Raw genomic sequence first — 13,945 nt, 5'->3', positions numbered from 1 at the left:
GATGCGGCGCTGCCTCAGCAAGCGGCGGCATCGTTCGTCACGCCGGTCCAGCGCTCGCCGTCGCGGCTGTAAGCGACATGCCGTTGGCCGATCGACCAGAGCATGCCATGTCCGGCCATCAAAAAGGACGCGCAGCCCAGGCCCGATGCGCCGATGTCGCACGGACTCAGCGCCGTCCCGGTCCACCGGTAGACGCCCCTGTTGCTGGCCACGTACAGATGGCCGTCGAACCAGGCGCAGCCCCACAAATCCTGGCGCTGCTCGCCCGTGTCGAGCACGCGCCACTGCGCATGGCGGCCGGCCAGGATCAGTCCACCCTGCCCGACGATGTACACCAGCCCATCGCCGGCGCACACCATCCGGTGCAGGACCAGCGTGCCTGGGGTGGCGAGCCGCTGCCACTGCTGTCCGTCGAAACACCAGACTTCGCCAGCCATGCCGGCGGCGTAGATTTCCTGCTGCGAATAGCCATCGAGGCAGTTGAAGCCGAGGATGCCGTCGGTATTGAGGATCGACGCGCCGAGCGGCTCCCAGGCGCCGCTGTCGTGGCGGCGGAACACCTGGCGCTGCATGCCCACCGCATAGTTAATGCCTTCAATCATGCGCATGGCGCGCAAGGGGCCGTGGCGATCGGGGCCGGCGATGGTTTCCCGCCGGCGCCCACCGGGCGCGAAGACGTGGATATCGCCTTCCGGTCCCATCGAGTACAAGGCCAGCGGATCGGCGCATGCGGTCAGGGACGTGGTCGGCCAGTCGATCATGAAATGCGCACATGCGCCATCGCGCCACCGGATCACCTTGGTGCCCTCGTCCACCAGCGCACTGACGAACACCAGGTCCGGCCGCACGATCACCCCTTCCAAGAAAGCCATCGCTTCCTCATGCATTGACATCCTCCTTGGCGCCTGGCGGCGCGATTGTTACAGACTGGCATCGGCGCATGCGCGCCCTTGCCCTATTCCGGCATGCCATGGCGGACCCAGGTGGCGCCATCGAACACCAGCACGCTTTCATTGCCGGTGCACCAGAGCGCATCGCCGCAGGCGGACAGCCGGTTGAAAGTCTTGCGCCCGTCCAGCGCAATGGGGCACGGGGCCAGCGTGGCGCCGTCGTAGACGAACAGGGTGGCGCCGCCGGCGAGGTAAAGCCGTCCCTGGAACCAGGCCATGTCGTTGAACACCGCCGCGCCGCCAGCCGCTGTGCCGGCCACGGTCCAGCCATCGGCCCTGGCGCCACGGAACAGGCGGCCGCACGAGCCGGCCAGGTAGACCTGGCCGTCGCCGCCGCACAGCACAGCGTTGAGCTGCGCCGTCGTGGGCGAAGCGAGCGCGCTCCAGCTGGCGCCGTCCCAGTGCCACAGCGCACCGTTCCAGCCGACCGCATACAGATCGTCGTGCGCAAAGCCATCGATGGCGAGCAGCATGCGCTCGACCTGGCCGTCCAGCGGAGCGTACAGGCCGGCGTCCTGTTCGTGCCAGCGCCCCTCCTCGTCGCTGTAGCGGTACAACTGGTTTTGCGTGCCGGCCGCGTAGAGGACGCCGTCGACCTCGTTCATGCACGCGAGATAGCCGGCCTTGGGCGTCAGGGCGGCCTCGCGCGGCAGCTGGCCCCGCGTTCTCATGCGCAAGCGACCGGACCTGCCCAGTGCGCAGATATCGCCCAGCGCGCCAGCGCCGGCACGGCGTGCCAGAAAGGCGTACACCGGCGTGTCGATATCTTCCACGTGATACCAGGTCCGGTCCCGGATCATCATGATGCGCGAGATCGACGGGTCGCCGCCCTCGCAGTACAGATGGGTGACGAACAATGCCTGGTCGCCGGTGTCGGCGATCACGCAGGTGATGTAGCTGTCGGGGTGCGCATCGGCCATCGGATGATCTTCTTTCTATGTTGGGCGGGGAGGCCGCGGCCTTAATCGATGCGCGACCAGGTGTCGCCGTCGAACGCCATGATATCTTTGGGGCCGATACTCCACAGCACGCCGTCGGCTGCGCTCAGGCCATAGCAGGTGGCGGGCCGGTCGGCGCCGAAGTCGATTTCGCGCAACTGGCCGCCATCGAGGCGGTACACGGCGTGAGCGCTGGCCGCGTACAGCGCGCCGCCGAACCAGGCCAGGCTCCACAAGTCGTCGCGCACGGGCTGGGCCAGCACTTCCCAGTCGGCGCCGCGGCCGCGCACGAGGGCGCCATCCTGGCCGCAGGCGTAGACAAGGCCGTCGGGCGCGCAGCACAGCGCGGTGAGGATCGCCTTGACCGGACTGCGGCATGGCTGCCAGCGCTTGCCGTCGCACTGCCAGATCTCGCCATGCCAGCCGGCGGCATACAGGTCATCGTGCGCAAAACCGCCGATCGCTTCGAAGCCGGCGACGGCCGCTCCTGCGCCCTTGCCCGGCAAGCCCTGCTCCAGGGCGCGCCACTTGCCCCCGGCATCGCGCCGGTAGACCTGGTACTGCATGCCGCAGGCATAGGCCTGGCCGGCGACGCTGCCCAGGCCGCGCAGCGGACCCCGGCGCGCGCCGGGAATGCGTTCGTGGTGGGTGTCCCCCGAGCCCATGCACAGCACCTCGCCCTGGGCGCCGAGAAACAGCGCCTGTTCCAGCGGCTGCCGCACCAGCGTGGCCGCTACCGCCTCCCATTCTTCGATATCGTCGTCGGCGTCGCCCACGCGCCAGGTGCCGGCATCCCACTCGGTGAGGTAGGCATGGACGACGCGCCGTTCCCCCAGCTCGTCGGACACGGATGCCACGTAAGCGAGGTCGTGGTAGCGCACCACGCCGGCGATATGCGAAAAAAGGGCGCTCCAGGGCTGGGCCACGCGGTCTCCTGACAAGAGGGTGAAGTCGAGCCGGAAAGTATACGCGCTGTGCCGCCGGGAAACCAAGTGCAAAATGAAAAGGTCCGCCCTGCGCCGGGCTGCCTCAAAAGTGCAGGTTCAGCCTGCGCTTGTACACCGCGAGCCGGTTGCGGGCGCGCGTGACGAAATGCTCGTAGAACAATAGCTCGGAGTAGAGTTCGCCATACTGGCGCCCGGTCTTCGGATCGTCCAGGCGGGCCGTCAGGAAATAGCCATCGCTGGCCGGGAACCTGGTCCAACCGGGCGGCATGCGGCTTTCGTCCATGCAGTCGCCCACCAGATAGCCGTAGAACCGCTTGATGCGCCCATCGGACTTTGCCGCCAGCAAGCGCGCATATTGCGCCAGGTCGTTGATGTGCTCCTGCAACTGCACCCCGGGGGCCTTGAACTCGATGATGATCGCGGCGCCTTCCTTGTTGAATATGGCGATATCGGGACGTTTTAGATGATGCACTTCATTATTGATGCGGAACAGGCGTTCAAGGCTGTCGTCGATATCCGCGTCGAACAGCTGTTTGCCATCCCAGGAAATCGAGGACAAGGCCTTGTCGGAAGCGATGTGATCGTAATAGTGATATTCCTCGTTGAGTATCCAGATGTCGTGATCGACGGTATCGTCGCTGTCCTTCCCTGTCGGGAAAAAGATATTGTGGAGTATTTTTTCGTGATCGCGCCGTTTTCCCGGCGCATCCTGCTGGCAGTCGAGCATGCGTTCGGTGGCGCGCTGCAGGATGTCGAGCATGGCGGTGCGGCGCACGACCAGTTGCGACAGGTTCGCCATGTCCATTTTCTGCAAGCTGCTGGTGTAGCGCCACGATAGCTCGCTGAGCACGTCGCGAAAGTCGCTGCTGCGGGGATCGAGCTTGAGCAGTGCCTGCTTCATGTCGATGATGCTGGAGGTATCGTGCACGATCTCGTCCTGGAACTTCCTCAGCGCACGTTTGGCGATATTTTCCTCGGTATCGCCGTAGTGAATCTTGATGTTCGCGGACTCCAGCATGGACCTGGAAATGCCGAATTTTTCTTGCGTCGCGTCGATCAGTTGGTCACGATCGAAGTCCGGCGGCGTCAGGATGGCATAGACCGTGTCTTCCAGCGACTCGATGATGTCCTGCATCGAGAAATCGTCGTCGAACTCGCGCGCAGGGCCGCATTCCTTCGGCAGGTCGAAACCGTCGCGCTGCACGTTGACCGTCCGGTCGAGCACGTCTCCCTCGACCAGCAACAATTCGATCTTGCCGCCGATCGGCCTGCGCCGGTCCGCCGCAGAGCGCAGGAAATGCCTGCTCAGCGACATCACCATCGCGGCATTGGCGCACAGCGCCACCTCGTGCTCGAGCGAGGGACTGTCCGCCGGGTCGAGCGCATAGCGGGTAAGCGTCAGCGCGCAGGCGCCGATATCGGCGCGATGCCCGCAACGCAAACCGATGGGCACGACCCCGACCGCCGTGGGCAGTTGGCCTGACGCGATCAGCTGTTCGGATCGGGCGGCGCCGGCCACCTCGACAATCGCGACCGTGAAGTCGCCGATGATTTTCTTGAGCACGATAAAGCGCTGCAAGAAAGCCGTGTAAAGGACATCGTGAATGGTCCGAGCGGAAAAATCGCTGCGGAAGGTCGACGGATCGAACAAGGCGGCGAAGCTGCGCTTGGTCATTCGCTTGAGCATCACGCACGTCTCGACATCGCCGTCCGGCTCGGACTGCGTGACGAAATCGGCCTCCGTGATTTCACGCGCCTCGGCGTTTGCCCTGAGGGTACGCCGCCAGCGGCCGCCAGCGGATGCGATCACGCTGTCGATATGCAGCTGCGAAAAGTAATGAAAAAACTGAATCCGTCCGGCGCCCTTGCACTTGCCGATGCCCTGGATGTTCAGATAGTCTTTATACGTCGTGTCTTTCGTCACGAACGCCTTGACTTGCGCGTCACCGAAGCCCGCCCCGTTATCCTTGCACCAGACCACGATCTGGTCATCCGCATCTGGAAACAGGGAACTGTTGACGAACTCCACGCCGATCTCGATGCGCAGGCCTGGCGCTTGCGGGTCCGCACTGCGGCGTATCAGGTAGGAGTCGATTGCGTTGGACAACAGCTCCTCGAACACCGCATACCGATTACGGCTGATGGACGTGTTCTTGAGGCCGCCTTTGATGTCGAGCGTCATGGTCAATCGTCTTGTCGATGGTTCGGCGCTCCAGTATGAATCCGATTCGACCGGCGTGCAATGCGCAGCACGCCCGCCGGCGCATCGCTGACGATGCGCCGGCGGGGTTTTCCTTAGCCGCGCTTGTCGAGCGCCACCGCGCCCGGCGCCGCCACCACCGTGCGGCGTCCGGTCGCCAGGCGCACCAGCCACATGAGCACGCGGTAGATGAAACGGATAAAGGTGAGGAAGAAAATCACCTCCACCAACGTCATCACGAACGCCAGGAACACGCCGAAGCGTTGCGTACGGCGGTGGAACTTGAGGCTCATGCTGTCGACCTTGATTTCGATGCTGTCGTAGAAGGTCGGCACCACCAGCAGGGTCAGGATGGTCGAGGTGATCGTGCCGCCGATGATCGCAATCGCCAGCGGACGGTAGAACTCGCCGCCCTCGCCCAGCCCCAGCGCGACCGGGAACATGCCGGCGATCAGCGCGAAGGTGGTCATCAGGATCGGACGCAGACGCGCGCGCCCCGCATCCATCAGCGCATCCTCGCGGCTGTGGCCTTCGCGCTCGCGCGCCCGCGCCGCGTCCAGCAGCAGGATGGCATTCTTCGCCACCAGTCCCATCAGCATGATGATGCCGATGAAGCTCATCAGGTTGAGCGTGTTATTGGTGATCAGGAGCGCCACCACCACGCCGATCAGCGACAAGGGCAGCGACAGCATCACCGCCAGCGGCGCCGTGAAGGAACCGAACTGCATCACCAGGATCAGGTACATCAGGCCGATGCCGGACACCAGCGCGATGCCCATCTCCGTGAACAGTTCGTTCTGGTCCTGGCCGGCGCCGCCCAGTTCGCGGGCATAGCCGGGCGGGTAGTCGAAGGTATCTGCCAGTTTCATGGCGTCGGCCGTGACTTCGCCGGTCGAGCGCCCCTGCGCATTGGCCGACACCGAAATGATGCGCTTGCCATTTTTGTGAGAAATCGCCGATGGCCCCTTGCCCATGGTAATGGTGGCGATCTGGTCGAGCGGCACCATCTGGTTGGTGCCGGTCACGGCGATCGGCAGGCGTTCGATATTGTCGGCGCTGACCCGGTCGTCCGGATGCAGGCGCACCGCCACGTCGCGCGTCTCGCCGGTCGGATCGACCCAGTCGCCCACCTCGACTCCGGCAAACGCCACCCGCAGCGATTGCGCGGCATCGTTGACGGAAATCCCCATCGAATTGGCCAGGCCGCGATTGAGTTCGATCTGCAATTCGTTCTTCGGATCCTGTTCGGACAGGCCGACGTCGATCGCGCCCGGCACCAGGCGCAGCTTATCCATGTAGGCGGTGGCGATTTCGAGCAGCTTGCGCGAATCCGGTCCGCTGAACTGGATCTGGACCGGCTTGTTGGCGCCGTTGTTCATGTCGTCCAGCACCACGTATTCGGCGCCGACCAGTTGCGACACCTTGCTGCGCAACTCGACGGCGATTTCCTTGGCGCTGCGCGAGCGCGTTCCACGTTTGCCGATATCGACATACACCTTGCCGCCGCCAGTGTTGATGAAGCTGTTGGTATCCTTGGTTTCCTTGATCGAGCGCGCCAGTTCGGCCGCCCGTTCCAGCTTGGCGCGCGAATACTCGACGCTCGACGAGGCCGGCGTGCGCACATCGATCAGCAACTGGCCGTAGTCCGCCTTCGGCAGGAAATCGGTGCCGCCTTTTGTCGCCTGCAGCGCCAGCGCACCGACGAAGGTGGCCACGGCGATCAGGGTCATCCAGATGCGGTGATGCAAGGCCCAGGCGATCACATGGCCGTAGCGGTCGGCCTGGCGGTCGAACCACTCGTTAAAGTGGTGCAGCACCAGCGACAAGCCTTTTTTCGGCGCCGTGTGGTGATCCGGCGGATCGCCCCAGTAGGCCGACAGCATCGGATCGAGCGTGAAGGAAATGACCAGGCTGACCAGCACCGAGCAGGTCACCGTCAGGGCGAACGGACGGAACCATTCACCGGAAACGCCCGGCATGAAGGCCACCGGAATGAACACGGCGATGATCGAGAAGGTGGTCGAGGCCACCGCCATGCCGATTTCGGCCGTGCCTTCGAGGGCGGCCTTGCGGCGGTCGGAACCGCGCTGCATGTGGCGCACGATGTTTTCGCGCACCACGATCGCATCGTCGATCAGCACGCCGATCGCCAGCGACAGCCCGAGCAGGGTCATGAAGTTGAGCGTGAAACCGCACAGCCACACCGCGATAAAGGAAGCGATCACCGAGGTCGGCAGGGACAGCGCCGTGATCAGGGTCGAGCGCCAGGAATTGAGGAAGGCATACACCACGAAAATGGTCAGCACGGCGCCGAACACCAGCGATTCGATCACATTGTTCAGGCTGCTCTGCGCTTCTTCGCCGCCGTCGCGCGTGACTTCCAGCTTGGTGCCTTTCGGCAGTTCTTTTTCGAGTTCCTTGATCAGCTTCTTGGCCCGCTGGGCGACGCTGACGGTGCTGGCGTCGCGCGAACGGGTCAGGGTGATGCCCACGTTCGGTTTGGCGCTGCGGATACTCAGGTTATTGACTTCGGCAAAGCCGTCCTGGATCTCGGCCACCTGCGCCAGGCGCACGACTTCCTCGCCGCGCCGCTTGACCACGATCTGCTGGAACTCATCGGGCGACTCGATGCGGCCCACCAGGCGGATGCTTTTTTCGTCGAGCTCGCCGCGAATCTTGCCCACCGGCGCATTGGTGTTTTGCGTGCGCAAGGCGTTGACCACGTCGGAGACGGCCACATTGTATTCACGCAGCTTTTCGGCGCGCAGCAAGACCGACAGTTCGCGCCGCAGGGCGCCGTTGACGCTGACGGTGGCAACGCCGTCGATGCCGCGGAAGCGGTCGGCCAGCACGTCCTCGGCCAGGCGCGAGATGTCCGCATGCGTCTGGCTGGTGGAGGACAGCGCCAGGTTCAGGATCGGCTGGGTGGCCGGGTCGAGGCGCTGCAGGATCGGTTCGCGCATTTCCGTCGGCAGCTTGTAGCGCACCGTGGCGATGGCGTTGCGCACCTCGTCGGAGGCTTCGATCAGGTTCTTGTCGAAGTTAAACTCCAGCCAGAACTGGGCATTGCCTTCGTTGGCATTGGCGTGCACGTCGGTCACGCCGGAGATGCTGAGCAGGGACTTTTCGATACGGTTGATCACTTCCCGCTCGACCGTGTCGGGCGACGCGCCAGGATACGGAATATTGATCTGCAAGACCGGCACTTCGACGTCGGGATTCTGGTTGACGCGCAGCTTGGTCAGCGCGATCAGGCCCATGCACATCAGGGCCAGGATCAGGACGATCGTCGCGATCGGCCGCTTGATACTGAAATCGGAAAGGAACATGGCTTATTTCCCCTGCACGGCCGGCGCGGCGGCGGCGACCTTGGCCGGCGCCATCTGGACTTTCTGGCCTTCCTTGAAGGAGGAGCTCGGGTTGCGCATGACGATGTCGCCGGCGGCCAGGCCCTGCTTGACTTCATAGTTGCCGGTGCGGGTGTCGCGCGGGCCGATCGCCAGGTCCACCTTGCCGAGGGTCATGTCCTTCAGGCGCCAGGCATACGATTTGTCGCCGGCCTTGACCAGCGCGCCTTCGGGCAGCATCAGCGCGGCCTTGGTTTCGGCCTCGATGCGCCCTTCCCCGTACAGGCCGGACACTTTCGGCACCGCCGAGCCCGGCGCAAAGGCGACCAGCACCTCGACCTGGCGCGTGACTTCGTTGGCGGCCGGGTCGACCCGCTTCACGACGCCGCGAAATTCCTCGCCGGCATAGCCGTTGATGCGAAAGCTGACCGGCTGGCCGACCTTGACCGCGCTGATGCGGTCGGCCGAGACGCGGCCTTCGAAACGCATGCTGGTCGGATCGATCACTTTCAGCAATTCCTTGCCGATGGAAGCGGTGTCGCCGGCCGAGACCTTGCGTTCGCTGACCACGCCGTCGAAGGGCGCGCGCACCACGGTGCGGGCCAGTTGCTGGCGCGCCAGCGCGGCGCGCGACTTGGCGGCCGACACTTCGCTCACCGCATTGTTGCGCCGCACTTCGGCGTCGTCCATGGCCTGGGCCGAGGTCATGCCCGAGGCGCGCAGGGTTTTCATGCGTTCGAGCTGGCGTTCGGCCTGGTCGAGCGCCTGGGCGGCGGCGCGGGCCGTCTGGTCGGCCGAGCTGAGGCTGTCGCGGATGGCGGTTTCGTCGAGCTTGACCAGGATGTCGCCGCGCTGCACCAGGTCGCCGTTTTCCTTGAGCACCTGCAAGACCACGGCCGAGACTTCGGCGCGCAGGTCAGCCTTGCGTTCGGGCTGGACCGAGCCGGTGACGACCGGTCCGGAGGCGAGTGCATTGCTTTGGATGGTGAGCAGGTCTTCCGGAGCCACCAGCAGCTGGACCGGTTTGGCGTCCTTGCCGTCCTTGGCGGGATCTTTCTCGCCTTTGCCGCAGGCGGAAAGCGCCGTGGCGATAGCGAGGACGAGCAGTGTTTTGCGCAGCATGGGATTCTCCGGGATCAATTCGGTCAGACGTCTGTATTCGGAATGAAAACAACCAGCGCCAAAGTATCCTTGAGACGGATATCGACGTCAATTAGCGATCTTTCAACCTGCCGGATTCGATGGCTGAACTGCAAATTTGCGGGACTGAACTGCAAAGTTGCCGTTATGAACTGCGCCTCCCCGTGCCAGCCCGGGGCCGCTTTACATGCGCCCGAACAGGTGAAACACCACGAAGCCCATGCCGATCCCGGTGCCGATGCCGCCGCAGATTTCGACCAGGGTGTGTCCCATGCGTTCGCGCAGGTGGGTGTGGCCGGCGGCGTTGCCGGCCAGGCGGTTGATGGCGGCGGCCTGGCGCCCCACGTGCTGGCGCAGGCTGTTGGCATCGATCATCACGATAAAGGCCAGGGTCACCGCCACGCCGAAGGCCGGGCTGCCCATGCCCTCGCGCAGGGCGATCAGGGTGGCCATGCTGGTCACCACCGAACTATGGTTGCTCGGAAAACCGCCATTGCCGACCAGATTGAAGGCCCAGCGCCGCTGGCGCGCGCTGTTGATCAAAAATTTGATGGGACCCACCACCAGCCAGGTCAATACGGGCGTGATGAGGTAGCTGATATCCATGCATGTTCCTTGTTGTCGATCAAGCGCAAAGTTGCTGCGCAATTGACAATTATCGCAGATCGCGCCCGCAGCGAGGCTGCCTAAAAAGTTCTCGAACGATCACTCTAGATGCCGTGCGGCAATTTGTGAGAATGTGTGGTAATCTGACGCTCGTGCTGTTTTAATCCGAAACCCCGATCGCAGGATGTCGAGCCTGGCGCCGTAAGGCCAGTTCTCCCCGGACACTCTGCCATGCATTGTGAGAAATCATGAAAAGCCTGACGCTGAGCCTCGTCCTTGCCAGTTTGTGCGCCCTCCCTGTCCTGGGCAGCGCCGCCACCGCGACCGCCTCCTTCCAGGCCAGCCTGACCATCATCGAAAGCTGCGCGATCGACAACAGCGCCAAGGGTCCGGCCCCGGCCCCGACCATCTCGTGCAGCCATGCGAGCGCCTACCGCATCGATGCCGCGCCAGCCGGCGCGCCGATGCAGCAAAATAGCAACGGCAACATTCTCACCGTCACCTTCTAATCTTTCGCCTTCAGAACACCACCGTCGCCGTCACCGTGTCGCTGTAGTCGCCCGGCCGCGGCGATGCCTGCACGGGAACGCGCCCGTACAGTATCATCGGCACCACCTCTCCCGTTCCCGTTCCGGACAACATGCTCGTGCCCAGGGTGCCATCGCCCCACAGCGGCCCGTCGAGCGATCCCGACAACTGATAATTGATGCGCTCGCTGCCGCCCACCCGGCGCATCTGGCGCGCGCCGACCGCGCCGGCCACGCTGCCGCCGTTCAGGGCGATCTGGAAAGCGTTGTTGTTCACACACTGGACCGACAGGCTGCCCTGGGCCCGCACCGGGCCGGCCAGGAAGCTGCCCGAACCGAAATGCAGGGGCGCGGTGCTGATATTGCAATTATTTACCACGGTCGCCTGCACGTTGAACGGAAAACTGGCCGACGCCCCGCCGCCGCAGGCCGGGGTCACCAGGTTGAAGAAGGTATAGGTGATGTTGGCCGCGGCGGCGAAGCTGGAGCTGTATACAGTGTCCGAATTGCCAACGGTTTTCACGGCGCGCAGGGCGGGACCGGCCGGAATCTTGCCGAACAGGGTGAACGGCGCGTTGAGCGTGCCGCCGATCAGCAGGTTGGGCGAAATCAGCACCATGGCGATCGGGCTGGTCCCGGCGATTGCGCTGCCGCCGGCCACCGAGGCCGGCGAATAAGTGGCGTCGCGGTACAGATTGTATTCGAGGCGGTTGGCGCCGTTGCCCAGGGTGCGCGGGCTGGCGCTTGTCGCATTGGTGCCGATCCCGATGTTAATGCAGACCAGCACCTTGGGCAGCAGCAGGATGTAGGGCGGCAGCGGCGTGAGCAGGTTCCAGGTGCATTTCACGTTGCCGCTGGCGCTGGCATAGGCGTCGGCCGGCGAAATCGGGCTGACCCCGGCAAACACCACGTCCGACATGGTCACGCTGCAGGTGTCGGCGCGCGCCTGGCCGGCCCACAGCAGGCAGGCGAGCAGCGCCAGGCTGGCCAAGGCGCGCCCGGCCCTCATCGCGCCCCCGCGCCAGCCGGCGCGCAGCGCAAGGGGCCGATGGTGGGCAAGGTCCCGGCGTCGGCCCGCACATAGCGAAACGTCACGCTGCACGCCGTCTCGCCCTGCCCCACGTCGAGCGTATTGTCCTGCCCCAGGTTGTCGACGAAGGCGATGCCGTCGTGGCCGACAATCGTTTCCAGCCCGCTTTCGCGGTGGCGCAGCGGGGTGCCGGCCGCCAGCGGCGCGCCGTCGGCGCCGCGCAGCAGCACGCTGGCGGCGCGGTAGCGCTCCACCGGAAAGCGCGCCAATACCCCCGACAACTGGCGCGGCACCACATTCATGCTTGTGGTCGCCACGCGCGCGTCGGCCGCCAGTTCGGCGATATCGATGGCGACCCGGTTGCTGCCGTAGGCGTTCAGGTTCGGCACCAGGAGGTGGCCGCCGCTGTCGGTCACGCCGATGCGGCGGTTTTCGTGGATCACCGGCACCCCGGCCACGCCGCCGGTCGAGACCAGCGCAAAACCGCTGCCGACCTGGCGCGTGGCGGCCAGCGCGCCGTCCATCAGCACCACCGCGCCGGAAGCGTCGAGCGAGGTGGCGCGCTTGCCTTCGCTGACCTGGGCCAGCGCGCCGATGCGCCCGTACGAGCCCAGATACTGCAGCTGCCCCTGGCCGAGCGCGCCCGCGCCGGTCTGGCTGTGCTGCAAGTCCCAGCCCAGGCCGCCGTCCAGCGGCGGGCTGCGCAACAGTTGAACAGCGCGCCGGGCGATCCCGTTCTGGCGCCCTCCCCCGGCGCTGGCCGAGGTACGGTTGCCGAAGGCGAACGACACATTCAGGTAGACCCCGCGGCTGGCGCGCTGGCGCAGGTCCTGGAAGGCGCTGGCGCTGATAAAGACGCGCTGGCCCAGGGTCGCGCCCCAGGACAGGCTGGCGATATGGGCCGCGGCCGCGCTGCTCTTGTAGCCGACATAGCTCAGGCCCACGCTCTGGCCGCCGAACAGGGCCGCGCTGAGCGCCACCCGGTCGATGCTGCGGGTAATCACGCTGCCGTCGCGCGAGGCCAGGTCGGCATAGCCCGGGCTGGCGCGCATGCTGTACAGATCGACCCCGGCGCCGCGCCCCAGGTACTGGTAGCCGAGCGCGGCCAGTCCTCCCCGCGAACGCCCGGCGCTGGCGGCCAGCGTCGCGCTGAGCACGCCGCGCCCGTCCAGGCTGGCGAGGACGCCGGCCCCGCCGTTGAGCAGGCCGGCGGCCGCCTCGCCATGCCCCTCCAGCGTGATCAGCGGGCTCAGGCCGTAGCGGACCGAGGCGCTGGCCACCGGCTGCGAGGCGTAGCCGAAGGAGCGGGTGCCGAAGTCGCGCCGCAGCACGCCGGCCTCGGCCGAGTAATCGAACAGGCCGGGCGCCAGCAGGCGCGTGTCCACATACAGCGAGACCACCTTCAGTTCTTCGCGCCCGAGCGCGTCGCGGGTGACGATGCGCGCCTCGCCGGCGCCGCTGATGCCGGCCACCTGGTTCACCTCGAACGGACCGGCCGGCACCGCCGAACTTAACTGTTGTACGCCGTTGACATACAGGTTCAGCGCCGACGGCACCAGCGCCGAGCCGCGCAGGGACGCCACCGGAAACGTGGTCAGCTCCGGCTGCAGGGCGAAATTGCGGCGCCACTGAACCCCGCCCAGGCGCACCGAGCGGCTCCACGGGAGGGACGAGGAAATCAGGTCGCCGGCCTGGAAGGCGCGCAGGGTCAGCGGGTCGGCCGTGCTCCAGGAGGTGTTGTAGCGCAGGTAGCGGCTCTTGCCGCGCTCGATGCTGGCCAGGCCGCTGGAACTGAACACCCCGGCATCGTTGAAGTAGCGCAGCTCGTTGGCGGCCAGGACGGCGCGCGTGGCGCCGGTCTGCACCAGCGCATCGTAGTTGAGAACGGCGCCGCTGCCGCCGCCGACGCCGTCGCTTGGGGCCGGGGAGCGCGCATCGAGCTTGAACGGGGCGCGCAGCGCGTCCGCCACCTGCAGGCTGATGCGCTGGGCGGCGACATCGTACTCGTAGCGCAGGCCGGGGATGGCATCGAGCAAGACTTCCTGCTCGCCCGGCATGGCCAGCGGATCGAGCGCAATGCCCAGTTCGCGCAAGCTGGCCGCGCTCGCGCTCAGGCCGGCGGAGCTGTTGTTAAAACGCACGATCAGACCGGTTGCCAGGGTATTCATGCGTACCTCCAGGTACAGGGTTTCAGGCGCCGGCGCCTGGGCCGAGGCGGGCGCGCAGGCCAGCGCCAGCAGCGCCAGCAAGAGGCAGGCGC

At 65.6% G+C, this 13,945-nt stretch carries 10 protein-coding genes; 1 reads left to right on the top strand and 9 read right to left on the bottom strand.

The annotated features are described in order from the left end of the window. Positions 1-14 precede the first annotated feature (14 nt). The 7 genes from EJB06_RS19110 to EJB06_RS19080 form a co-directional block, all read right to left on the bottom strand. Positions 15-872 carry a beta propeller repeat protein gene (locus tag EJB06_RS19110; protein WP_126075620.1) on the bottom strand — a complete coding sequence of 286 codons (858 nt, stop codon included), beginning with the start codon at positions 870-872 and terminating at the stop codon, positions 15-17. 83 nt (positions 873-955) lie between these two features. Beyond that, positions 956-1,870, bottom strand: coding sequence for a beta propeller repeat protein (locus EJB06_RS19105; RefSeq protein WP_126075619.1), 915 nt, complete (start codon positions 1,868-1,870; stop codon positions 956-958). 41 nt (positions 1,871-1,911) lie between these two features. Next, a complete protein-coding gene (locus EJB06_RS19100) occupies positions 1,912-2,814 on the bottom strand; it encodes a hypothetical protein (RefSeq protein WP_126075618.1) in 903 nt (300 codons plus the stop codon). 103 nt (positions 2,815-2,917) lie between these two features. Beyond that, a complete protein-coding gene (locus tag EJB06_RS19095; protein ID WP_198420866.1) occupies positions 2,918-5,209 on the bottom strand; it encodes a hypothetical protein in 2,292 nt (763 codons plus the stop codon). Next, positions 5,131-8,364 (bottom strand): efflux RND transporter permease subunit, encoded by a 3,234-nt coding sequence (locus tag EJB06_RS19090; protein ID WP_126075617.1) that lies wholly within the window; start codon positions 8,362-8,364, stop codon positions 5,131-5,133. The genes EJB06_RS19095 and EJB06_RS19090 overlap by 79 nt, the downstream gene beginning before the upstream one ends. A 3-nt stretch (positions 8,365-8,367) precedes the next feature. Then, entirely contained in the window at positions 8,368-9,504 is a 1,137-nt protein-coding gene (locus EJB06_RS19085) for an efflux RND transporter periplasmic adaptor subunit (RefSeq protein ID WP_126075616.1), read from the bottom strand. Positions 9,505-9,705: 201 nt separating this feature from the next. Further along, complete coding sequence (locus EJB06_RS19080; protein ID WP_126075615.1) at positions 9,706-10,128, bottom strand: divergent PAP2 family protein; 423 nt, start codon at positions 10,126-10,128, stop codon at positions 9,706-9,708. Between the two features lie 248 nt (positions 10,129-10,376). On the opposite strand from EJB06_RS19080, the gene EJB06_RS19075 reads away from it, so the two are divergent. Continuing rightward, positions 10,377-10,637, top strand: a complete 261-nt coding sequence (locus EJB06_RS19075) for a Csu type fimbrial protein (RefSeq protein ID WP_126075614.1) — start codon at positions 10,377-10,379, stop codon at positions 10,635-10,637. Positions 10,638-10,647: 10 nt separating this feature from the next. On the opposite strand, the gene EJB06_RS19070 is transcribed toward EJB06_RS19075, so the two are convergent. Both EJB06_RS19070 and EJB06_RS19065 read right to left on the bottom strand, forming a co-directional pair. After that, positions 10,648-11,664: a Csu type fimbrial protein gene (locus EJB06_RS19070; RefSeq protein ID WP_126075613.1), complete on the bottom strand. Its 1,017-nt coding sequence runs from the start codon at positions 11,662-11,664 to the stop codon at positions 10,648-10,650. After that, positions 11,661-13,934 carry a fimbria/pilus outer membrane usher protein gene (locus EJB06_RS19065; RefSeq protein WP_126075612.1) on the bottom strand — a complete coding sequence of 758 codons (2,274 nt, stop codon included), beginning with the start codon at positions 13,932-13,934 and terminating at the stop codon, positions 11,661-11,663. Before EJB06_RS19065 ends, EJB06_RS19070 begins: the two co-directional genes overlap by 4 nt. Positions 13,935-13,945 lie beyond the last annotated feature (11 nt).

This window comes from Massilia atriviolacea, from assembly GCF_003953935.1.
In the GTDB taxonomy this organism is placed as follows: Bacteria; Pseudomonadota; Gammaproteobacteria; order Burkholderiales; family Burkholderiaceae_D; genus Telluria_A; species Telluria_A atriviolacea.
This window is presented reverse-complemented; position numbering and strand designations above follow the sequence as displayed.